Raw genomic sequence first — 22762 nt, 5'->3', positions numbered from 1 at the left:
AGCCCTCGGATTCCGCAACCTCACCAATTACATCGCGCGGTCATTGCTCGAAACCGGAGGATTCAGACCTCAATTACACTCTCGATTCCGATGAGCCTCCTTCGTTGAGCCATGGAGTTGGCTACTACTCGGCCTCCAGGCGGCGCTCACGATGATTTCCATCGTTCTGCTGTCACGTTTTGTTCTCCGCCAGCGGGACGAATACTGGCGAGAAAGGGGAAAAGACCCCAAACACCCTGAACTTTGAAGCGCGATGGAATGGCTGTACGGACTGGATGCCAGCATTCACTGCTGCCCAAGGATGTCGGTAGTAGCGACACCCTTTACTGTGTCGACCGCGGGGTGGGCCGGGTAGGCGTCAAATGCGCACCAAGGCCCGGGTTTCACTCACCTCGGTGGCGCCCATGTTTCGGATGCCTCGGCTGAAACGTCGAGGCATGGCAAAATGAACCCTATGGGCGAGAGCGGGGGGCCCGCACCTCAAAGCCGGACGCCGCGACCGGTCAGGGCCGCGCTCATCGGCGCTGCCGTCACCTTTTTGCTGTTTCTGGTCATCCTGCGCGTCGGAGTCGCCTATTCGCTGGTGCTGACCGCCACCGCGCTGCTGTTCGCGGGAGTCGTCGCGATCATCCGCAGCGCGCTGCGCGGGTAAGGAACGGCTAGCTGCGCGGGTAAGGCACGGCGCGCCGCTCAGCCGTCCCCGCGCGTCTCGGTGACGGCGGTCAGCAGGAAAACCGAGTCCTCGGACGCCTCCACCGAGTGCCGCTCCTGCGGGATCACGGCGAGCTGGTTCTCGTTGACGGCCATGCGGCCGGACGCGGACACCACGGTGACCGCCCCTTCCAGGACCAGCAGCGTGCCGGCCAGCGGAGCGTTGTGCTCCCCCAGCTCCGCGCCTGCCTTCAACGCCAACACCGTCTGGCGCAACGGACCGTCCTGGGCCACCAAGGCGGCACTGCGTCCGTGCGGGGCTCCGACGGCCACGGCCAGGTGTTCGCGTCCAAGCACATCGATGTCGGTCATGTCCGGCGCCTCCTTCGGTTGGGTTCCGGCCTCAGCCTAACCCGGCACCCTGTTCCGGGCCACACCGGCGGGGCGGGGCCCGACGGCGGCGCCCCCGCGCTGAGGCGCACCGCCGTCGGCCGGTCAGAGGACCTTGGCCAGGAAGTCCTGGGTACGTGCCTGCTGCGGAGCGCCGAAGAGTGCCTCCGGCCTGCCTTCTTCTACGATGTAGCCGTCGGCCATGAAGATGACGCGGTCGGAGACTTCGCGGGCGAAGCCCATCTCGTGGGTGACCACCACCATCGTCATGCCTTCCGCCGCCAGATCCTTGATGACCTGCAGCACCTCCCCCACCATTTCCGGGTCCAGGGCGCTGGTAGCCTCGTCGAAGAGCATGATGTCGGGGTTCATGGCCAGTGCCCGCGCGATGGCGACGCGCTGCTTCTGCCCGCCGGAGAGCTGGGCCGGGCGGGCGTCGGCTTTCTCGGACAGCCCGACCCTCTCCAGCAGTTCCAGGGCCTTGTTCCGTGCTTCGGCCTTGCCGAGCTTCTTAAGCTCCACCGGGGCCAGCATGATGTTCTCCAGCACTGACTTGTGCGGGAACAAGTTGAAGTGCTGGAAGACCATGCCGATGTGCTGGCGTACCTTGTCCAGGTCGACCTTCGGGTCGGTCAGGTCGAAACCGTCGACGACCACGGTTCCCCCGCTGATGTCCTCCAGCTTGTTCAGGCAGCGCAGGAAGGTCGACTTGCCCGAGCCGGACGGCCCGATCACGCAGACGACTTCGCCTTCGGCCACCTCGACGTCGAGGCCCTTGAGGACCTCGTTGCTGCCAAAGCTCTTTTTCAGTCCGGCGACGTGAATCTTGCTCACTTGTTGAACCTCTTATCCAGGATGTTGGAAAGCTTGATCAGCGCGGTGATCACCACGAAGTACAGCGCCGCCACGATCAGCAGGGTTTCGCCGGTGCGGAAGTTGGAGGCGTAGATCTGCTGGCCCTGGTAGGTCAGTTCGGCGAAACCGATGACCGCCAGCAGGGAGCTGTCCTTGAGGGTGATGACGAACTGGTTGATGAAGCTGGGGGTCATGATCTTGACCGCCTGCGGGATCACGACCTTCTGCATGGATTTGACGTAGCCGAGGCCCAGGCTGCGGCTGGCTTCCATCTGGCCTGGATCCACGGACTGGATGCCGCCGCGGACGATCTCCGTCATGTAGGCGCCGGCGTTCAGGCTCAGGGTCAGCACGCCTGCGGTGAGGACGTCGATCGGCGCGCCGGTCAGCTGCGGCAGGCCGAAGTAGAAGAAGAACGCCTGGACCAGCAGCGGCGTGCCGCGGAAGATGCCCACATAGGTGGTCGCGATCCCGCGCAGCACGATCCGGCGGGATACCTTCAGGAACCCGAAGGCGACGCCCAGGACCAGGGCGATGAGGATGGACAGCGCCGTGGCGAACAGCGTGAGCCCCAGGCCCTTCATCAGGGCGGGGAGGCTGTCTGTCAGCAGCTGCCAGAAGCTGCTCTTCCCGGCGGTCTCCGGCGAGGCGAGGTACTTGTCCAGGATCTGCTGGTATTCGCCGCTGGCCTTGAGTTCGGCCAGGCCGGCGTTGAAGGCCCGGATCAGTTCGGGATTCTGATCCTTGTTGACCGCGAAGCCGTAGGAACTTCCGCGTTCCTTCTCCGTGACGGCCTTCAGCCCGTTGTTCTGGGCTATGCCGTAGGCCAGCACCGGGTAGTCATCGAAGACTGCCACGGAGTTGCCGGCCTTGACGTCGTCGTACATCGTGGCCGACTGGTCCAGCGGCTTGACCGTGAACCCGTACTCTTCGGCGATGGAGTCGGCGAAAGCTTCACCCTCGCTGCCGCGCTTGACCGCGACTGTCTCGCCCGCGAGGTCCTCGTACGACGTGATCTCGTTGTTGCTCTGCGCCACGGCCATCTGCACGCCCGAGTCGAAGTACGGGTCGGAGAAGTCGAAGACCTGCCGGCGTTCGTCCGTGATGGACATGCCGGCAATGACCCCATCCACCTGGTTGGACTGCAGGGCCTGCAGGGCGGCGTCGAACCCGAGCGAACGGATTTCCACCTCGAAGCCCTGGTTCTCGGCGATCGCCCGCAGCAGGTCCATGTCGATGCCGACCAGTTCGCCGCCCTGGCGGAACTCGAAGGGCGCGAACGTCGTGTCGGTACCGATGACGTAGCTCTTGCCGCTGGCGCTCTGCGGCGCCTGGGCCGCAGCCGCGGCCGCGTTGCCGCCGAAGACCAGCGAGAGCACCGCCAGCAGCCCGGTCAGGGCCAGCAGGCGCCGTCCCAGCCCGGTGCGTTGGAGGGTGTGCAAACTAAACAGCTCCTAGATTTGTTTCAGGGCACGCCTGTACAAGGCGCAAAAGATCCTCAATGAGGGTACAGACCGGCGACCGGCGGCACCACTTGGCGTCCGGGAGGCTAGGTGCCGTAACCGTAGAAGTAGCGCTCGAAGATGGCCCGGGCGCGCCGGGTGAGGCGCAGGTAGTCTTCCTCGATCGCCGCAGCGTTCCCGGGCTCGTACCCGCACCAGCGTGCCACCGCTTCCAGGTCCCTGCGCGAGACGGGCAACACGTCGGAGTTCTTGCCCGCCCAGATCACATTGGCCGACCGGATCCGCGTGGCAAGGCTCCAGCTTCGGCCGAGCGTGGCGGCGTCGTCCCCCGGGAGCAACCCGGCGGCTCCGATGGCGGAAAGCGCTTCGAGCGTGTTGGTGGTGCGCAGCTCCGGGAGCTTCCGGGCGTGCTCCAGCTGCAGCAGCTGGACCAGCCACTCCACATCGCTGAGTCCCCCGCGGCCCAGCTTCAAATGGCGGGCTGGATCGGCGCCACGCGGGAGCCGCTCCGATTCCACCCGCGCCTTGATCCGCCGGATCTCGCGCACCTGATCGCTTCCGAGCCCGTCCGGGTAACGGATCGCATCCACGAGCGCAATGAACTCGTCCGCCAGGTTGTCGTCTCCGGCCATTGGCCGGGCGCGCAGCAAGGCCTGGGCCTCCCAGACCAGGGACCAGCGTTGGTAGTACTCGCGGTAGGAGTCCAGCGAGCGCACCATCGGCCCGTTCTTGCCTTCCGGCCGCAGCGCCGCGTCCACTTCGAGCACCCGTTCGGCCAGCACCGGAGGCGTGCAGGGCTGCTTCAGGAGGGGAGAGATCCGCGTGACGATGCGCTCCGCCTGCTGCTGGGCCCGGCCGGGGTCGGCCCCCGGCAACGGCCGGTGCACGTACATGACGTCGGCATCCGAGCCGTAGCTGATTTCGCGTCCGCCCTGTCGGCCCATGGCCACCACCAGCAGGGCCGTCAGCCGTTCCTCGGACTCCAGCACGGAGGTTTCCGCCACATGGAGTGCGCCGAGCACGGCGGCGCGGTCGGCGTCCGCCAGGGCGGCGCCGACCTGGGACTGGTCCAGCAGCCCGGAGGAGTCGGCGAGCGCGATGCGCAGCGTTTCCCGGCGGCGGATCAGCCGGATCAGCCGGATGGCCTCTTCGGGCACCGGATGGCGGGACATCTTGGACCGGATTTCCTGCCACTGGGCGTCGAAGCTGAGCGGTACGAGGTCCTTGTCGGTGCCCAGCCAGGCCGTGGACTCCGGCGAAACCTCCAGCAGGTCCGTGATGAAGCGGCTGCTGGAAAGAATGTGGCACAGGCGTTCGGCAGCCGAGCTTGAGTCCCGCAGCATGCCCAGGTACCAGTGGGAGTCTCCCAGGCGTTCGCTCAACCGGCGGAAGCCCAGCAGGCCCGCGTCCGGGTCCACGCCGGACGCGATCCATTCCAGCAAGACCGGAAGCAGCTGGCGCTGCAGCAACGCCTTCCTGCTGACCCCGCCGGTCAGGGCCTCGATATGACGCATCGCACCACGCGGATCTTGGTAGCCCAGCGCGGCCAGCCGGCCCTGTGCCGCTTCCGGGGTCAGCCGCACCTCGTCCAGGCTCAGGTTGGAGGCGGCCGCCAACAGCGGCCGGTAGAAGATGCGTTCATGCAGCGCCCGCACCCGGCGCTTGGTCTGCTGCCACTTCTCCAGCATCTCGGCCGGCGCCGGACGCCTCTCGAGCAGCGCCCCCTGCGCGGCTTTGGCCAGCACGCGCTGCGCCTGCTCGTCGTCGGGCATCAAGTGGGTCCGGCGCAGGTTCACCAGCTGGATCCGGTGCTCCAGCACGCGCAGGTACCGGTAGGCTTCGTCAAATTCCTGCGCGTCGGCGCGCGAGATGTAGCCCGCCGCGCTCAACGCGGCGATGGCCGACGTCGTGTCACGCTGGCGGATGGAATCGTCCACCCGGGCATGCACCAGCTGCAGCAATTGGACCGTGAATTCGACGTCGCGCAGCCCGCCGCGGCCCAGCTTGATCTGGCGGCCGCGCTCGTGGGCCGGAATGTTTTCGGTGACCCGGCGGCGCATGGCCTGCACCGACTCGACGAACCCTTCCCGTTCCGACGAGGACCACACCAGCGGCGACACCGCTTCCTCGTACCGGCGGCCCAGCCCGGGGTCCCCGGCCACGGCCCGGGCCTTCAGGAGCGCCTGGAACTCCCAGCTCTGCGCCCAACGCCGGTAGTACGTCAGGTGCGAGTCCAGCGTGCGGACCAGCGGTCCGTCCTTGCCCTCCGGGCGCAGGTTGGCGTCGACTTCCCAGAGCCCGGGCTCGGGGCCGGGTGAGTTGATGGCGCGGGCCGTTCCGGTGGCCAGCGCCGCGCCGATCGCCCCGGCATCGCCGTCCGCGAGTCCGTCGGCTTCCACGACGTAGACCACGTCGACGTCGGAAATATAGTTCAGTTCGCCGGCCCCGCACTTTCCCATGCCGATGATGGCCAGCCGCACCGCCGCGACGTCATCGGTGCCGTACCGTTCCGCTGCTTCGGCCCGGGCCACCGCCAGCCCGGCGTCCAGCGCGGCCGCGGCCAGGTCCGCCAGTTCCCGGGCGGCGTCCGGCAGGAAATCGACCGGGGAGGCTGCGGAGAGGTCGCGGATCGCCAGTGCGGACAGGTGCCGGCGGTACGTGCTCCGCAGGGCGACGTAGGCGTCCTTGCCCGACAAGGAGGCGACCGGTTGTCCCGCCAACGGGTCCGCCCCGACGGACCGGAGCAGCGAGCTGCGCAGCCGGGACGCCGGCACCCGGCCGGGTTCCGGTCCTATATCCGTGTCGAGGACGTCCAGGTGCTCCGGCCGGCGGAGCAGGAAGTCTGCCAGGGCCTCCGAAGCCCCGAGCAGCCGGAACAGGGCTTCGCTGCCGTCTCCGCCCATGTTGATGACGTCGGCCAGGGTCGGGTTCTTCTCCAGCAGCCGCACCAGTGACACCAGTGCCTGGTCCGGGTCGGCGCTGAACGCGAACCCGGCCTCCAGCCGGTCCTGGCTAATGCCGGACAATTCCTTGGCCTGGAGGAACCGGGTGCTGCGCTCCAGGTCGTGGAACCCTCGGGCGATCAACCGCCGGTTCGTCAGCACGTCCCCGCCCTAGAGGATTCCGATGTTGCGCTTCAGCTCGTGCGGGGTGACCTGCAGCCGGTAGTCGTGCCACTCGGCCCGCTTGTTGCGCAGGAAAATCTCGTACACCTGCTCGCCCAGGATCCCGGCCACCAGCTCCGACTCCTCCATGGTGCGGATGGCGTCGTGCAGGCTGGACGGCAGCGGGTCCAGGCCCATGGCCCGACGTTCGGCGGTGCTCAGGCTCCATACGTCGTCCTCGGCGGCCGGCGGCAACTCGTAGCCCTCCTCGATGCCCTTGAGCCCGGCGCCCAGCAGCACCGCGTAGGACAGGTACGGATTGGCCGCCGAGTCAATGCCCCGGTATTCCACCCGGGCGGATTGGCCCTTGCTCGGCTTGTACAACGGCACCCGCAGCAGCGCCGACCGGTTGTTGTGGCCCCAGGACACGTAGCTGGGTGCCTCTCCCCCGCCCCACAGGCGCTTGTAGGAGTTCACGAACTGGTTGGTGACGGCGGTGAATTCGGGCGCATGGCGCAGGATCCCGGCCATGAACTGGCGCGCGGTCTTGGAGAGCTGGAACTCGGCACCGGCTTCGAAAAATGCGTTCGAGTCGCCCTCGAACAACGAAAAGTGGGTGTGCATGCCGGAGCCGGGGTGGTCGGAGAACGGCTTGGGCATGAAGGTGGCGTAGATGCCCTCCATCAACGCCACTTCCTTGACCACCGTGCGGAAGGTCATGATGTTGTCCGCGGTCTGCAGGGCATCGGCGTAACGAAGGTCGATTTCGTTCTGGCCGGGGCCGTCCTCGTGGTGGCTGAACTCCACCGAGATGCCCACGTTTTCCAGCATCGTCACCGCGGTGCGGCGGAAGTCCTGGGCAACGCCACCGGGCACGTGGTCGAAATACCCGGCGTGGTCCACGGGTACCGGGACCCCGTCCGGACCCAACTGGTCGGACTTGAGCAGGTAGAACTCGATTTCGGGATGGGTGTAGCAGGTAAAGCCCATCTCCGCGGCTTTGCCCAGCGTCCGTTTGAGCACGTTCCGCGGGTCGGCGGTGGAGGGTTCGCCGTCGGGGGTGAGCACGTCGCAGAACATCCGGGATGTCTGCTCCGCTTCGCCCCGCCATGGCAGGATCTGGAACGTGGTGGGATCCGGCTGGACCAGCATGTCGGACTCGAAGACCCGGGCCAGGCCTTCGATCGAGGAGCCGTCGAAACCGAGGCCTTCCTCGAAGGCGCCTTCGACCTCGGCAGGGGCCAGCGCCACGGATTTCAGCGACCCGACGATGTCCGTGAACCAGAGCCGGACAAACCGCACGTCCCGTTCCTCGATGGTACGGAGGACGAATTCCTGCTGACGGTCCATGTGCTGCCTTTCGCTGAGTCCGGGCCCTGCATCCAAAACTGCATGCCAAAGCCTGCCGTGGTCTGCTTCCCTTTAGCCTACTGGCAGCACAACCGAAGTTGGCGCCCCGGTAACGCGTCCGCGTCGCAGTGGAGGAAGCGGACGCCTGAGGATTAGGCTCTATCACATGCCCACTTCACAGTCTTCCGGTGCAGAACAGCCGGCTCCTTACGGCACGTCGGCGGCGGCATCGGCTTCCCGCCCGGCGCGCCGCACCCGCATCCACCACCTGCAGCAGGCCAAGGACGAGGGCCGGCGCTTCGCCATGCTTACGGCGTACGACCAGTACACCGCGGAGATCTTCGACGCTGCCGGCATCGAGGTGCTGCTGATCGGCGATTCGGCGTCCAACAACGTCCTGGGCAACGAGACGTCCCTGCCGATCACGGTGGACGAGATGCTGCCGCTCTGCCGGGCGGTGGCCCGCTCGGCCCGCAGCGCGTTCGTCGTTGCCGACCTGCCCTTCGGCAGCTACGAGGTGTCGCCGGCGCAGGCGGTGGAAACTTCCGTGCGCTTCCTGAAGGAAACCGGCGTCCATGCGGTGAAGATGGAGGGCGGCGCCTACTATGCGGAGACCGTCCGGGCCATGGTGCAGGCCGGTGTTCCGGTGCTGGCGCACATCGGCTTCACCCCGCAGAGCGAACATGCGCTGGGCGGTTACCGGGTGCAGGGCCGCGGCGACGACGCCGAGCGGCTCATTGACGACGCCCTGGCACTGGAAGCAGCCGGGGCCTTCGCGGTGCTCATGGAGATGGTGCCGGCCGAGGCAGCCGCCAAGGTGGACCAGGCCCTGCGTGTTCCCACGATCGGGATCGGTGCCGGGCCGTCGACCACCGGCCAGGTCCTGGTCTGGCAGGACATGGTCGGCCTGCGCGGCGGCAAGATGGCGAAGTTCGTCAAACAGTATGCGGACGTGCGCACCATCATTTCCGACGCCGCCGCCGCCTTCCGCTCGGATGTCCAGGACGGCGCGTTCCCCGGCCCGGAGCACTCCTTCTAGGCGCCGCGGCCTTCAGTTCGCGGACGCCCGCGTCCGGGACCGGGCGCCGGCAGGATCAGTCGAACGGGCGCCGGCAGGATCAGTCGTCCTCCGCGTCCCACTCCTCGTTGCGCCGCTGCACCTTCTCCAACGCGTGCTCGGCTTCTTCGCGGGTCTCGTAGGGGCCGATCAACTGGGTCCAGTCGGACTGGGCGCCCACTTCCACCTGGTGGGTGACCACGTTGTACCAGAAATCCGCCATGCAGGCCTCCTTACGTTGACGGCGCCCGGCAGCGTTCGAAGGCTGTCGCAGCCTCGCTGTCGGGCACCTCTGCAGCACCTATATGATCGATACTATGCCCCACAACGCAGCAACAGCACCCGTCGGAACCCTCGTTCAAGGCACCGTCAGCCCCCCATTGCCCGTTCCCCCGTCGATCGCCCGGCCCGAATACGCGTGGAAGCCGGCGCCGGCCAAGTTCACGGGTTCGGAGGTCAAGACGCCGGAGACCATCGAGAAAATCCGCACCGCGGGACGAATCGCTGCGCAGGCCATCGTGGAGGTCGGCAAGCACATCGAACCGGGGGTGACCACCGACGAGTTGGACCGGATCGGCCATGAATTCCTGCTGGACCACCATGCGTATCCGTCCTGCCTCGGCTACCGCGGCTTCCCCAAGTCGATCTGTTCCTCGCTGAATGAAGTGATCTGCCACGGCATCCCGGACACCACCGTGCTGCAGGACGGCGACATCATCAACATCGATATCACCGCGTACCTGGACGGCGTCCACGGGGACACGAACTACACCTTCCTGGTCGGCGACGTCGATGAAGAGTCGCGCCTGCTGGTCGAGCGCACCCAGGAATCGCTGCGCCGCGGCATCAAGGCCGTGGCCCCGGGACGGGAAATCAATGTCATCGGCAGGACCATCGAGTCCTACGCCAAGCGTTTCGGCTACGGTGTGGTCCGTGACTTCACCGGCCATGGCGTCGGCGAGGCCTTCCACACCGGCCTGATCATCCCGCACTACGATGCCGCCCCGGCCTACAGCCGGGCGATCGAGCCGGGCATGGTCTTCACCATCGAGCCGATGCTGACCTTGGGCACCATCGAGTGGGAGATGTGGGACGACAACTGGACGGTTGTCACCAAGGACCGGAGGCGGACCGCCCAGTTCGAGCACACGCTGGTAGTCACCGATACCGGAGCGGAAATCCTTACCCTCCCCTAGCCCTTCGCGGCCTGACACCGCCGGGCACAGCGGGTAGGCTTCCGGTAGTCCGGCGAGGCACGCCGGGCCTGAGCGAGCACGGAGGTGGCATGGCGACCCGGGACACTGTGGTCAAGAAGGCAGCCAAGCGGGCAGCCCGGTCGGCGATCGGCATCGATATCGGCGGAACCGGTATCAAGGGCGGCATCGTCGACCTCAAAAAGGGCGTCCTGGTCGGCGACCGCATCCGCTATGACACGCCCCGTCCGTCCAGTCCGGAGGCCGTGGCCGACGTCGTCGCGCGCATCGTCAAAGAACTCAGTGCCCGGCCGGAAGGCCCCGAGCCCGACCGCCCGGTGGGGGTGACGTTCCCCGCCATTATCCGCCACGGGATCGCACGGTCGGCGGCCAACGTGGACGCGCGCTGGATCGGAACCGACGTCGACGCGCTGCTCACGCACCGGATGTCCCGCCCCGTCCAGGTGATGAACGACGCCGACGCGGCCGGGCTGGCGGAGGCCCGTTATGGCGCGGGTGCGGGGGTGAAGGGGACCGTCCTGGTCATCACCTTGGGCACCGGAATCGGGTCGGCGTTCATCTTCGACGGCAAGCTGGTGCCGAACGCCGAATTGGGCCATCTGGAGCTGGACGGGCACGACGCCGAGTCGAAGGCTTCAGCCGCGGCGCGCGAACGCGACGGCCTGGACTGGGCGGAGTATTCGCAGCGCCTGCAGCGGTACTTTTCGCACGTCGAATTCCTGTTCTCGCCGGAGATGTTCATCATCGGCGGCGGCATTTCCAAACGGAGCGAGGACTTCCTGCCCCGGCTTCAGCTCGCCACGCCGATCATCCCGGCCCAGCTGCGCAACAACGCCGGCATCGTGGGGGCGGCCCTGCAGGCGGCCCTGCACTTCGGCTTCGCCAAGTAGGTCGGCAACCGGTTGGTTGGTGCCGGTGGCGGCCTCGGCTTCCCCTCCGCAGCCGCCACCGGAGTCTTGGTCGCGCTACTGCGCTGTCAACGGCCGTTGCCGGCCTTCCGGCCCCTGTTGGCCGTTCCTGCTCGCGTCGTGGCGCAGCTGGTCGATGGCGGATTCAAAATCCTCCAGCGATTCGTAGCCCTGGTAGACACTGGCAAACCGCAGGTAGGCAATCAGGTCCAGCTTCTTCAGCGGGCCCAGAATGGCCAGGCCCACCTCATGCGCGTCGATTTCCGCGGCGCCGCTGGCGCGGACAGACTCTTCGACCTCCTGGGCCAGCATGGCCAGGTCGTCCTCCGTCACGGGACGGCCCTGGCAAGCCTTGCGCACGCCGTTGACGACCTTGGTCCGGCTGAACGGCTCGCTGACACCGGAGCGCTTGATCACGCTGAGGCTGGTGGTCTCCACGGTGGTGAAGCGGCGCCCGCAGGCCGGGCACTGGCGGCGCCGCCGGATCGCCGAACCGTCGTCGGTCAGCCGGCTGTCCACCACCCGGGAATCGGAGTTGCGGCAGAACGGACAGTACACGCCACACTCCTTCCCTCGGGACAGCCAACTCATTCATCCTAGAACCATATCTAGGTGAATTACAAGACTGTCATTACTACATGTTGGGGTTGGGCCGGCTCAGGCGAACCGGATGGCCACGGCGTCGCCATGGGCCGGGAGGTCCTCGGCGCGGGCCAGCGCGGCGATATGCCCGCTCACCTCCCGCAGCGCGTTGCTGCCGTAGTTGACCACCTGGACGGCACGCAGGAAGGTCGTCACGTTAAGGCCGCTGGCGAAGGTGGCGGTGCCGCTGGTGGGCAGCACGTGGTTGGAGCCGGCGCAGTAGTCGCCCAGGCTCACCGGGCTGTAGTCGCCCACGAAGATCGCTCCGGCGTTGCGGATCCGGGCGGCTACCGCGGCCGCGTCGGCGGTCTGGATCTCCAGGTGCTCGGCGGCGTAGGCATCGCAGACGGCGATGCCCTGTTCCAGCCCGTCCACCAGGATGGTCCCCGACTGCGGGCCGGAGAGCGCCTCGCGGACGCGGGCGGAGTGCTTGGTCCGGGGGATCTGCTCGCCGAGTTCCCGGCGCACTGCTTCCGCGAGTTCCTCCGAAGCCGTGATCAGCACGGAGGCCGCATGCGGGTCGTGCTCGGCCTGGCTGATGAGGTCGGCGGCCACGAACGCCGGATTGGCCGTCTCGTCGGCCAGGATGGCGATCTCGGTGGTGCCGGCCTCGGCGTCGATTCCCACCACACTCTTGACCAGCCTCTTGGCCGTGGCCACGAAGACATTGCCGGGTCCGGTGACGACGTCGACGGGCTCCAGCGCGGGGCCGTGCTCGTTCCCGGGCGCGCCGTAGGCGAACGCGGCAACCGCCTGCGCGCCGCCGATGGCGTACACCTCGTCGATGCCCAGCAGCTTGGCGGCGGCCAGGATCGTCGGGTGCGGGAGCGAGCCGAAGTCTTTCTGCGGCGGCGACGCCAGGGCGATGGACACCACGCCGGCGGCCTGGGCGGGAACCACGTTCATGACGACCGATGACGGGTACACCGCCAGCCCGCCGGGGACGTACAGCCCCACCCGGTTCACCGGGATCCACTTGTGCGTCACCACCGCTCCGTCACCGAGCTCGACGTCGGTGTCCCCCGGCTTTTGCGCCGCGGCGAAGCGCCGGGCGCGCGCGATCGACTCCTCCAGGCCGGCACGGACCTGCGGATCCAGCTGTTCCAGGGCCTCGTCCAGCGCCGCGGCAGGCACCCGGGGATGCAGTTGCTCCACCCCGTCGAACCGGCGGGCGAGTTCCGCCAAGGCGGCGAACCCGCCCGACCGCACCTGTCCGATGATCTCTTCTACGGCGCCGGTGGCGGCGTCGAAGGTGGTCTCCGCGCGCGGCATGGCCGCCTTGAGTTCGGCGCTGCCGAGCCGGCGGCCGCGCAGGTCCAGGGTGGGGAAATCGGTGAAGGTGTTGGCCGAGGCTGCAGAAGTCACCCACCCATTCTACTGACCCGGCACCGCCGCCTGGTCAGGCATCCAGGCAGGCGGGCCCCAGCAGGACTTTGAGGTCGCCGAACAGGGAGGGGTTCGGATTGACCCGCAGGTCCACGCCGAGCTTCATCACCTCGACCTTGCGCGAGCCGTTCAGCCGCACCTGCACCTCGGTGGTGCCCGGATGGGTGCGCAGCACGTCGCCCAGCGCGGTGACCACCGACTCGGTGGCCTTGAAGCTCGCCATCGAAATCACGACCGGCCCGGAGTGCCCGTCGCTCAGGTCCGGCACGGTGAGTTCCTGCGCATTCAGCGTGACGGCACCGTCGTCGCGGCGCTGCAGCCGGCCGCGGACCACCACGATCAGGTCTTCCGCGAGCACGGTGGCGATCGGCGCATAGGCCTGCCCGAAGAACATTACTTCCATCGAACCGCCCAGGTCCTCGACCTCGGCGCGGGCGTAGGCGTTGCCGCTGTTCTTGGCGATCCGGCGCTGCAGCGACGTGATCATGCCCGCGATGGTGATGATCTGCCCGTCCGGCGGGCCGTCTTCCCCGATCACCGACGTGATGGACATATCCGCGTGCTGGCTCAGGATCCCGTCCAGCCCCTGCAGGGGGTGGTCGGAGACATACAGGCCGAGCATGTCGCGCTCGAACGCGAGCTTGTCCTTCTTGTCCCACTCGGGCAGGTCCGGCACGTCGATCGAGAGCCCCCCGGCGGTTTCGCCGCCGTCGTCGAACGCGCTGAAGAGGTCGAACTGGTTGGCCGCCTCGTTGCGCTTGAGCACGATGACCGAGTCCACCGCTTCTTCGTGGATCATGGCGAGGGCGCGGCGCGGATGGCCCAGCGAGTCGAACGCGCCGGCCTTGACCAGCGATTCGATGGTGCGCTTGTTGCACACCACGGCCGGGACCTTCTGCAGGAAGTCGCTGAAGCTGGCGAAGTTGCCCTTCTCGTCGCGTGCGGCCACCATGGCGTGCACGACGTTGGCTCCGACGTTGCGGATGGCGCCCATGCCGAAGCGGATGTCCGTGCCGACGGGGGTGAAGTTCAGCGCCGACTCGTTCACATCCGGCGGCAGCACGGTGATGCCCATGTGCCGGCATTCGTTCAGGTACAGCGCCAGCTTGTCCTTGTCGTCGCCGACGGAGGTGAGCAGGGCGGCCATGTATTCGGCCGGGTAGTGCGCCTTCAGGTAGGCCGTCCAGTAGGACACCAGGCCGTAGGCGGCCGAGTGCGCCTTGTTGAACGCGTAGTCGGAGAAGGGCAGCAGGATGTCCCACAGCGCCTTGACTGCTGCCTCGGAGTAGCCGCGGTCCACCATGCCTTGGTGGAAGCCCGCATACTGCTTGTCCAGCTCGGACTTTTTCTTCTTGCCCATGGCGCGGCGCAGGATGTCAGCCTGGCCCAGCGAGAAGCCGGCCACTTTCTGCGCGATCGCCATCACCTGTTCCTGGTACACGATCAGGCCGTAGGTGGTATCCAGGATTTCCCGCAGCGGCTCTTCCAGCTCCGGATGGATCGGGGTGATTTCCTGGACGCCGGTCTTGCGCAGGGCGTAGTTGGTGTGCGAGTTCGCGCCCATCGGACCCGGCCGGTACAACGCGATGACGGCGGAGATGTCTTCGAAGTTGTCTGGGCGCATCATCTTCAGCAGGGACCGCATGGGGCCGCCGTCGAGCTGGAACACGCCGAGGGTATCGCCGCGGGCGAGCAGTTCGTAGGACGGGCGGTCGTCGAGGTCGAGCGTTTCAAGGTCCAGGTCGATGTCCTGGTTCATCTTGATGTTCTCGATGGCGTCCGTAATGATCGTCAGGTTGCGCAGGCCGAGGAAGTCCATCTTGATCAGGCCGAGGCCTTCACAGGTGGGATAGTCGAACTGCGTGATGACCTGGCCGTCCTGCTCCCGGCGCATGATCGGGATGATGTCGATCAGCGGCTCCGAGGACATGATGACGCCGGCCGCGTGCACGCCCCATTGGCGCTTCAGCCCCTCCAGGCCCAGCGCGGTTTCGAAGACCTTCGCGGATTCCTGGTCGGACTTGAGCAGTTCGCGCATCTCCTCGGCCTCGCCGTAGCGCTTGGCGTTGGGATCGTGGACTTCCTTCAGCGTCAGGCCCTTGCCCATGACGTCCGGCGGCATCGCCTTGGTCAGCCGCTCGCCGGTGGAGAACGGATAGCCCATGACGCGGGAGGAGTCCTTCAGCGCCTGCTTGGCCTTGATGGTGCCGTAGGTAACGATCATGGCGACGCGGTCGTCGCCGTACTTCTCGGTGACGTACTTGATCACTTCGGGACGGCGCCGATCATCAAAGTCGACGTCGAAGTCGGGCATCGAGACGCGGTCCGGGTTCAGGAAGCGCTCGAAGATCAGCCCGTGCTTGAGCGGGTTCAGGTCGGTGATGCGCATCGCGTAGGCCACCATGGAGCCGGCACCGGAGCCGCGGCCCGGACCGACGCGGATGCCGTGGTCCTTCGACCAGTTGATGAAGTCGGCGACCACCAGGAAGTAGCCGGGGAAGCCCATCTGGAGGATGATGCCGATCTCATATTCGGCCTGCTTCCGCACGTCGTCGGGAATCCCGTGGGGGAACCGGTAGTGCAGGCCCTTCTCGACTTCCTTGACGAACCAGGACTCCTCGTTCTCCCCCTCCGGCACCGGGAAGCGCGGCATGTAGGAGGCCTTGGTGTTGAACTCCACGTTGCAGCGCTCGGCGATCAGGAGCGTGTTGTCGCAGGCCTCCGGCACGTCGCGGAAGATGGCCCGCATTTCCGCCGGGGACTTCAGGTAGAACTCGTCGGCGTCGAACTTGAAGCGCTTCGGGTCGGCCAGCGTCGAGCCGGACTGCACGCACAGCAGCGCCGCGTGCGACTTGGCGTCTTCGGCATGGGTGTAGTGGAGGTCGTTGGTGGCGACGAACGGCAGCCCGAGTTCGCGGGCCAGTTTCCGCAGGTCGGCCTGCACGTTGCGCTCGATGTCCAGGCCGTGGTCCATCAGCTCGCAGAAAAAGTTTTCCTTGCCGAAGATGTCCCGGAAATCGGAGGCGGCCTGCTTGGCCTCGTCGTAGAGTCCCAGCCGCAGCTTGGTCTGGACCTCGCCGGACGGGCAGCCGGTGGTGGCGATCAGTCCCTTGCCGTAGGTCTGCAGCAGGTCGCGGTCCATCCGGGGCTTGTAGAGGTAGCCTTCCAGCGAGGCCAGCGACGAGGCGCGGAACAGGTTGTGCATGCCTTCGGTGGTCTCGGCCCACATGGTCATGTGGGTGTAGGCGCCGGCGCCGGAGACGTCGTTGCGCCCGCCGTCGCCCCACCGCACGCGCGTCTTGTCTGCCCGGGCGGTGCCGGGCGTCAGGTACGCTTCAACGCCGACGATCGGCTTGATTCCTGCGTTGCGGGCCTTGTTCCAAAAATCGAAGGCGCCGAAAACGAACCCGTGGTCGGTCGTCGCCACGGCGTTCATGCCCAGTTCGTCGGCGTGGCTGAACAAGTCGGTCAGCCGCGCGGCACCATCGAGCATCGAGTACTCGGTGTGGTTGTGAAGGTGGACGAAGGAATCGTTGCCGGTCTTGGATGAAGTCACTGCTGCCACCGTTTCATTCTAGGTGCCGGAGCCGGGCCGGTTCCGGCTTACACGCGGTGTTCGGCCAGCGCCTGCAGCGCATAGGCCAGGTCCCGCGGGTACCCGCTCTCGTATTCGACCCACTCCCCGCTGCCGGGGTGGTGGAAACCAAGCTTCTTGGCGTGCAGCCACTGCCGGGTCAGTCCCAGCGCAGCGGCAAGTTTGGGATCCGCGCCGTACGTCAGGTCGCCGGCGCACGGATGCCGGAGCGCGGAAAAGTGCACGCGGATCTGGTGCGTCCGGCCGGTCTCCAAGTGCACTTCGACCAGCGAAGCCCTGCCGAAGGCCTCGATCACCTCATAGTGGGTGATCGAGTTGCGGCCGTCTTCGACCACGGCGAATCGCCAGTCGTAGCCGGGATGCCGGCCGATCGGCGCATCGATGGTGCCCTCCAGCGGATCCGGCAGTCCCTGAACCAGTGCGTGGTAGACCTTGTCCACCGTACGTTCCTTGAACGCACGCTTCAGCAGCGTGTAGCCGTGTTCGGTCTTGGCGACCACCATGACGCCGGAGGTTCCCACGTCGAGGCGGTGGACGATGCCGGCCCGCTCGGCCGCTCCCGACGTCGAGATCCGGTATCCCCGGGCGGCCAGGGCGCCCACGACGGTCGGGCCGACCCAGCCCGGCGACGGATGCGCGGCCACGCCCACCGGTTTGTCGATGACGACGAAATCGTCCTCGTCTCCGAGAATCTTCAAATCCTCTACCTCTTCCACCACGACGGCGAGCGGATCCCGCTGTTCGGGTACGGCAATGCGCAGGCTCCCCTGCTGCGGAAGCTTCTCCGACTTGGCGATGGCCCGGCCGTCCAATTCCACGCGTCCGTCGCCGAAGAGTGCTGCGGCTGCCGAGCGGGACACTCCCAGCAGCGCGGCCACTGCGGTGTCGGCCCGCGCGCCGGCTGTCCGGCCGTCCAGTTCGACGACCCTGACCTCGTCAGTCACCGCTCTCGCCTGCCGCCTTGCCGTCGCCCGCCGGCTTGTCCCCGGCCTTGGCAGTCTCCCGGGTACCGTCCATGCCGATGCCCATGAACGTCAGCACGCACCACAGGATGACCGCTCCCACCACGGCGGAGTCGGCGATGTTGAAGATCGCGAAGTTGGGAAAAGCGATGAAGTCCACCACGTGGCCCACGCCGAAGCCGGGTTCGCGGAACAGCCGGTCGGTCAGGTTGCCCAGCGCGCCGCCGAGCAGGAAGCCGAGCGCCACGGACCACCACAAGGAGCGGACTTTGCGCGCGTAGACCAGGATCGCCGCGGAAACCGCCGTCATGACGATGGTGAACACCCACGTGTAGTCCTCACCGATCGAGAACGCGGCACCGGAATTGCGGATGAAATGCCAGTGCAGCAGCGGCGGCAGCACCGGGGTGATCTGGCCCTCGGTCATGGTGGACACGACCCACCATTTGGTCAGCTGGTCGAAGGCATAGGCGAAAGCAGCGCAGCCGGCCAGCAGCAGGATGAACCGGCCGCCGCCCTTGCGCTGTCCCGGTGCGGCCGGTGCCCCATCGTCGGGTCGATCGGCTGCCGGTGAAGTTTCTGACATGTCTCTCTCGTCTTCAGTGCCCGTCGGCGGCGCCGGAGCGCGGTGCCCAAAGCCAATGGCCGGCGGCAGGATAATCCCGGCGCCGGCCATTGGGAGCCCCGTGGCACAGGGCTGGCGGTTATCTTCCGCGCTTACGCGTCGGCGCTGTCCTTGACCTCGGGAGCAGCGAAGGAGCCGCGGGCTTCCAGGTCACGCAACTGGCCTTCGATGTACGCCTTCAGGCGGGCGCGGTAGTCGCGTTCGAAACCACGCAGCTGCTCCAGCTTGCGTTCCAGCACGGCCTTCTGCTGCTCGAGGTTGCCCAGGGTCTTGCGGCTCTTCTCTTCGGCGTCATTGACCAGGCTGCTGGCTTCCAGCTGTGCTTCGGCAATGATCTTGTCCCGCTGCTCCACGCCGGCGGTGACGTACTCGTCGTGGAGCTTCTGGGCCATTGCCAGCACGCCTGCGGCCGACTCGGCGGTTGCAGTGTGCCCGGTCCCGGCTGCCGGAGCGGCCACGGGAGCCGGCTTCGGCTCTTCCTTCGGCTTGGGCTCTTCCTTGGGCTCTTCCTTGACCGGTTCCCTGACCTGCTCGGTCTTGGGGGCGGCGGAGACCGGAGCCGGCACGGAGGCCTCCGGACCCTGGTTCGACGTGGCTTCAGCCAGCTTCTTGCGAAGTTCGTCGTTCTCCTGGTTCAGCCGGCGGAGTTCGACGACGATCTCATCTAGGAAATCGTCGACCTCGTCCTGGTCATAGCCTTCGCGAAACTTAGTCGGCTGGAACCGCTTGTTGACAACGTCTTCTGGCGTCAAAGCCATCTGGTCACCTCATACTGGTTCGTGGGTCATGAATGCAACGTGCTGGATTCATAACAACGGTAGCGAATATTCGCCGTGCAACGGACATCCGCCAGCTATATCTGAATCAGAATATATCGTTTCGGAGACGAACACTAACGCGCCCCCGGTCAAGCCAAACCCGCGACGATCGCCATCGCGATCGTTACGGCAAGGAACAACACCAGGAAGGCAAGATCGAGCGCGAATCCTCCGATCCTCAGCGGCGGAATGAGTCGTCGCAAAGCCTTCATGGGAGGGTCGGTTACGGAGTAGACCGCGGAAGCCGCTACCAGCGCGATGCCGCGCGGCCGCCAGCGCCGGGCAAAGGCCTGCACGATTTCAAAGACGATCCGCACGATCAAGGCCAGCTGGAACAACATCAAGATCAGGTAGAGCAGGACGAAAATGATGGACACTCCGGTTCCACGATTCCTAGCGCTAGAAGGAGTAATACTGGCGGCACGCCTGCCGGAAGTAGCGGCGGGCTAGCTCTGGTTGAAGAAGCTGGCCTGCTGGTCGCTGGATTTCCGGTCCTCGCCCAGCACTTCCACGGTTGACGGCGAGAGCAGGAAGACCTTGTTCGTGACGCGTTCAATGCTGCCGTGCAGGCCGAAGACCAAGCCGGCGGAAAAATCGACCAAACGCTTGGCTTCCGCTTCGCCCATGTCCGTGACGTTCATGATCACCGGAATGCCGTCGCGGAAACTTTCGCCAATGACCTTGGCATCATTGTACGACCGCGGATGCACGGTGGTGATCTGGTGCAGCACGGTGGCGTCCTCGCGGGCCGACGGAGCGCGCTTGATCGGCGTCACCGGCGCCCGGTATTCCTCGGCAGCCTGTTTCACCGGCGCTGCGGGCTCGGGGCGGCGCTCCTGGCGGGGCTGGTCCACAGGCTGCTCCTCATCTCGAGCGGGCGTGTCTGCCTGCTCGGCTTCATAGTGCTCGTCACCATCGGCGAGCCCAAGATAAATCATTGTCTTGCGCAGTGTGCCTGCCATGGTAGCTCCCATCCTGTCTTCAGCGCTGCTGTCCGCCTTGCCGGGTCGCAGAATATCGGGCCCGGCAAGGAGTCTGCCTAGCCAAAACGCTACCCCACGGCCGGTCGCGGGCCGAGGACATCGGAGCCGACACGGAGGTGTGTCGCGCCCGCAGCGACCGCTGCTTCGAGGTCCTGGCTCATGCCCGCCGACACCAGTCCGGCGCCCGGGTGCTCTTCCTGAAGCCGCTGCGAAAGCTCGACCAGCCTGCCGAAGGCCCGGGCGGGGTCTGCCCCCAGCGGAGCGACCGCCATCAGCCCGGCGGGGTTCAATCCCTTGGTGTCACCGAGGGCATCGGCCAGCGCCGGGATGTCCTCCGGTCGGGCACCGCCCCTGGCCCCTGTGCCGGCGGCCTGCCGCGTGCCGGTCTCGTCCAGGTCTACCTGGATCAGGCAGTCCAGGTGCGCCCGGGGTTCGAGCCCGGCCGACTCCCGCCGTTCCTGCTCAGCCGCCATGGCCTTGCCGAGGGCGGTGACGAGTTGCGGCCGGTCCACCGAATGGACCAGGTCCGCGTACCGCACCACGGATTTGGCCTTGTTCGTCTGCAGTTGCCCGATGAAATGCCAGCGGAGCCCCGCACCGGCAAGCTCGGCGGCCTTCGCGGCTGCTTCCTGGTCCCGGTTTTCGCCGACGTCCGTGACGCCCAGGTCATGCAGCAGCGCGACGTCGGAAGCCGGGAAAAACTTCGTCACCACGATCAATTCCGGCTCCGTGGAGCGTCCCGCGGCGGCCCGGGCGATCCGGGTCCGGACACGTTCCAGGTTCGCTGCCAGTTCGGACTTCCGGGTCTCGGTACTCATGCATCCTTCCAGACAAGGCCGGCGAACCGGCCGGTGCGTTGATCGCGCCGGTAGGAGTACAGCCTGTCGTCCTCCCGCGTGCAGCCGCCCACTTGGTGCACGTCCACACCGAGCCCGGCTAACTCTGCCCTGGCTCCCGCGGCAAGGTCCAGGGCCGGGGTCCCCCAGGCTGTCCTCGCCGACAGTTGGGGAATCCTGGCAACCGCCTCGGCCTGCATCTGCTCGGGGACCTCGTAGCAGGCCCCGCAGATGGAAGGCCCGATCCACGCCTGCAGTTCGCCGGAGCCGGCCTCCCGAAGCCGGGCGACGGTGTTGGCCAGCACCCCGTCAAGCAGTCCGCGGCGGCCGGCGTGCGCCACGGCGGTGGCGGCACCGCCGTCCGGCAGCGTCCCCGCCAGCACGACAGGCAGGCAGTCCGCCACCATTACCGCAAGCGGCGCCGCGCCGTCGGCACTGATCAGCGCATCGGCCGTCACTGCTCTTTCCGCCGTCTCGGCTTCCCCGCCCCCGGCCGGGATGACGGCGGCGACAGCAGAATGCACCTGGTTCATGAACCGCAGCGAACCGGCCGGTACGGACATGGCATCTTCCAGCGACGCGCGCCGCCGGAGCACGGTGTCGGAGTCGTCCCCGACATGCAGGCCAAGATTGCCGGTCGAGCGGTCGGTAAAAGCGGCCCACACGCCGGTGCGGACCCGCTGCTTCCACCAGAACACTGCCGGACCTGTCTTCGGGGGTTACTTCAGGAAGTCCGGTACGTCCAGGTCGTCGACGCGGCCTGCGCTCAGGTCCGGCTCCACGATGGCCGGCAGATCCATGTCGAAGCCGGCATCGGCGGGAACTTGCTGCGACTGCGGCACGGCGCCGCTGAAGCTGTGTTCCATGGGCTCCGAGACGGGCACCGAGGGCTGTGCGGCGGGAACGGCGGGCGTACCGGCCGGGGCGCCGGCGGGCTTCTGGGCCGGGGCGGAGGTGACGTCCACCTGGTCAAAGCCGGCGGCGATGACGGTAACCCGGGCCTCGTCGCCGAGCGCGTCGTCGATGACGGCGCCGAAGATGATGTTCGCCTCGGGGTGCGCGACTTCCTGCACCAGCCGTGCGGCCTCGTTGATTTCGAACAGGCCCAGGTCCGATCCGCCCTGGATCGACAGCAGCACGCCGTGCGCACCGTCGATGGATGCTTCCAACAGCGGAGACGCGATGGCCAGTTCGGCGGCCTTGACGGCACGGTCCTCGCCGCGGGCGGAGCCGATGCCCATCAGCGCGGAGCCGGCTCCCTGCATCACGGACTTCACGTCCGCGAAGTCGAGGTTGATCAGGCCCGGGGTGGTGATCAGGTCGGTGATGCCCTGCACGCCGGAGAGCAGCACCTGGTCGGCGGACCGGAAGGCATCGAGCATGGAAACGTTGCGGTCGCTGATGGACAGCAGGCGGTCGTTGGGGATCACGATGAGGGTGTCGACTTCGTCGCGAAGCGTCTCGATGCCGCTTTCGGCCTGGTTCGACCGGCGGCGGCCCTCGAACGTGAACGGGCGGGTGACAACGCCGATGGTCAGGGCGCCGAGCGACCGGGCGATCCGCGCCACCACCGGTGCGCCGCCGGTGCCGGTGCCGCCGCCTTCGCCGGCGGTCACGAAGACCATGTCCGCCCCGCGCAGCACCTCCTCGATCTCTTCGGCGTGGTCCTCGGCGGCCTTCCGGCCCACCTCAGGATCGGCGCCGGCGCCCAGACCACGGGTGAGTTCGCGCCCGACGTCGAGCTTGACGTCTGCGTCACTCATCAGCAGTGCCTGAGCATCGGTGTTGATGGCGATGAACTCCACGCCGCGGAGTCCCACCTCGATCATCCGGTTGACGGCATTCACGCCACCGCCGCCGATGCCGACGACCTTGATGACGGCCAAGTAATTCTGCGGTGCTGCCACGTCCTGTGTCCCTTGC

General features: G+C 67.0%; 21 protein-coding genes. 4 read left to right on the top strand and 17 right to left on the bottom strand.

Features of this window, described 5'->3' with window-relative positions; translation table 11 throughout:
• Positions 1–454: 454 nt before the first annotated feature.
• Positions 455–652, top strand: a complete 198-nt coding sequence (locus tag AC5RVS_RS17815; RefSeq protein WP_493987452.1) for a hypothetical protein — start codon at positions 455–457, stop codon at positions 650–652.
• Positions 653–690: 38 nt separating this feature from the next.
• Here the strand turns inward: AC5RVS_RS17815 and AC5RVS_RS17810 are convergent, their stop codons facing one another.
• From AC5RVS_RS17810 to AC5RVS_RS17790, 5 genes are all read right to left on the bottom strand, one after another.
• Positions 691–1023 carry a cupin domain-containing protein gene (locus AC5RVS_RS17810; protein ID WP_494109129.1) on the bottom strand — a complete coding sequence of 111 codons (333 nt, stop codon included), beginning with the start codon at positions 1021–1023 and terminating at the stop codon, positions 691–693.
• Positions 1024–1146: 123 nt separating this feature from the next.
• Positions 1147–1875 carry an amino acid ABC transporter ATP-binding protein gene (locus AC5RVS_RS17805; RefSeq protein ID WP_493987454.1) on the bottom strand — a complete coding sequence of 243 codons (729 nt, stop codon included), beginning with the start codon at positions 1873–1875 and terminating at the stop codon, positions 1147–1149.
• Entirely contained in the window at positions 1872–3338 is a 1467-nt protein-coding gene (locus AC5RVS_RS17800) for an amino acid ABC transporter substrate-binding protein/permease (protein WP_494109128.1), read from the bottom strand. The genes AC5RVS_RS17805 and AC5RVS_RS17800 overlap by 4 nt, the downstream gene beginning before the upstream one ends.
• A 107-nt stretch (positions 3339–3445) precedes the next feature.
• Entirely contained in the window at positions 3446–6463 is a 3018-nt protein-coding gene (locus AC5RVS_RS17795) for a bifunctional [glutamine synthetase] adenylyltransferase/[glutamine synthetase]-adenylyl-L-tyrosine phosphorylase (RefSeq protein ID WP_494109127.1), read from the bottom strand.
• Between the two features lie 9 nt (positions 6464–6472).
• Positions 6473–7813, bottom strand: coding sequence for a glutamine synthetase family protein (locus AC5RVS_RS17790; RefSeq protein WP_493977944.1), 1341 nt, complete (start codon positions 7811–7813; stop codon positions 6473–6475).
• A gap of 166 nt (positions 7814–7979) precedes the next feature.
• Between AC5RVS_RS17790 and panB the strand changes: the two genes are divergently transcribed.
• Positions 7980–8852 (top strand): 3-methyl-2-oxobutanoate hydroxymethyltransferase, encoded by an 873-nt coding sequence (gene panB / locus AC5RVS_RS17785; RefSeq protein ID WP_494109126.1) that lies wholly within the window; start codon positions 7980–7982, stop codon positions 8850–8852.
• A gap of 79 nt (positions 8853–8931) precedes the next feature.
• Here panB and AC5RVS_RS17780 read toward each other — a convergent pair whose 3' ends face one another.
• Entirely contained in the window at positions 8932–9093 is a 162-nt protein-coding gene (locus AC5RVS_RS17780; RefSeq protein ID WP_493967355.1) for an SPOR domain-containing protein, read from the bottom strand.
• Between the two features lie 94 nt (positions 9094–9187).
• Between AC5RVS_RS17780 and map the strand changes: the two genes are divergently transcribed.
• Both map and ppgK read left to right on the top strand, forming a co-directional pair.
• A complete protein-coding gene (gene map / locus AC5RVS_RS17775) occupies positions 9188–10066 on the top strand; it encodes a type I methionyl aminopeptidase (RefSeq protein ID WP_494109125.1) in 879 nt (292 codons plus the stop codon).
• A gap of 89 nt (positions 10067–10155) precedes the next feature.
• Positions 10156–10974 carry a polyphosphate--glucose phosphotransferase gene (ppgK, locus tag AC5RVS_RS17770; protein WP_493987459.1) on the top strand — a complete coding sequence of 273 codons (819 nt, stop codon included), beginning with the start codon at positions 10156–10158 and terminating at the stop codon, positions 10972–10974.
• Between the two features lie 75 nt (positions 10975–11049).
• On the opposite strand, the gene nrdR is transcribed toward ppgK, so the two are convergent.
• From nrdR to ftsZ, 11 genes are all read right to left on the bottom strand, one after another.
• Entirely contained in the window at positions 11050–11550 is a 501-nt protein-coding gene (nrdR, locus tag AC5RVS_RS17765) for a transcriptional regulator NrdR (protein ID WP_493987460.1), read from the bottom strand.
• Positions 11551–11649: 99 nt separating this feature from the next.
• A complete protein-coding gene (hisD, locus tag AC5RVS_RS17760; protein WP_494109124.1) occupies positions 11650–12999 on the bottom strand; it encodes a histidinol dehydrogenase in 1350 nt (449 codons plus the stop codon).
• A gap of 34 nt (positions 13000–13033) precedes the next feature.
• Complete coding sequence (dnaE, locus tag AC5RVS_RS17755; RefSeq protein ID WP_494109133.1) at positions 13034–16513, bottom strand: DNA polymerase III subunit alpha; 3480 nt, start codon at positions 16511–16513, stop codon at positions 13034–13036.
• A gap of 110 nt (positions 16514–16623) precedes the next feature.
• A complete protein-coding gene (locus tag AC5RVS_RS17750) occupies positions 16624–17559 on the bottom strand; it encodes an RluA family pseudouridine synthase (RefSeq protein WP_493987462.1) in 936 nt (311 codons plus the stop codon).
• A complete protein-coding gene (gene lspA / locus AC5RVS_RS17745) occupies positions 17552–18163 on the bottom strand; it encodes a signal peptidase II (RefSeq protein ID WP_493987463.1) in 612 nt (203 codons plus the stop codon). The genes AC5RVS_RS17750 and lspA overlap by 8 nt, the downstream gene beginning before the upstream one ends.
• Positions 18164–18294: 131 nt before the next feature.
• On the bottom strand, positions 18295–18960 hold the full coding sequence (locus tag AC5RVS_RS17740) for a DivIVA domain-containing protein (protein WP_493987464.1): 666 nt from the start codon (positions 18958–18960) through the stop codon (positions 18295–18297).
• A gap of 149 nt (positions 18961–19109) precedes the next feature.
• Complete coding sequence (locus tag AC5RVS_RS17735) at positions 19110–19397, bottom strand: YggT family protein (RefSeq protein ID WP_493987465.1); 288 nt, start codon at positions 19395–19397, stop codon at positions 19110–19112.
• 69 nt (positions 19398–19466) lie between these two features.
• Positions 19467–19982, bottom strand: a complete 516-nt coding sequence (locus tag AC5RVS_RS17730) for a cell division protein SepF (RefSeq protein WP_494109123.1) — start codon at positions 19980–19982, stop codon at positions 19467–19469.
• An 89-nt stretch (positions 19983–20071) separates the two neighbouring features.
• Positions 20072–20821 carry a YggS family pyridoxal phosphate-dependent enzyme gene (locus AC5RVS_RS17725; RefSeq protein ID WP_494109122.1) on the bottom strand — a complete coding sequence of 250 codons (750 nt, stop codon included), beginning with the start codon at positions 20819–20821 and terminating at the stop codon, positions 20072–20074.
• Positions 20818–21537 carry a purine nucleoside phosphorylase YfiH/LACC1 family protein gene (locus AC5RVS_RS17720; protein WP_493987468.1) on the bottom strand — a complete coding sequence of 240 codons (720 nt, stop codon included), beginning with the start codon at positions 21535–21537 and terminating at the stop codon, positions 20818–20820. Before AC5RVS_RS17720 ends, AC5RVS_RS17725 begins: the two co-directional genes overlap by 4 nt.
• A 21-nt stretch (positions 21538–21558) precedes the next feature.
• Positions 21559–22746, bottom strand: a complete 1188-nt coding sequence (gene ftsZ / locus AC5RVS_RS17715; protein ID WP_493987469.1) for a cell division protein FtsZ — start codon at positions 22744–22746, stop codon at positions 21559–21561.
• Between the last annotated feature and the right edge of the window lie 16 nt (positions 22747–22762).

This window comes from Arthrobacter sp. Y3221048, assembly GCF_059092685.1.
Note: the sequence above shows the minus strand (reverse complement) of the source record. Positions and strands in the feature narration are given on the sequence as shown.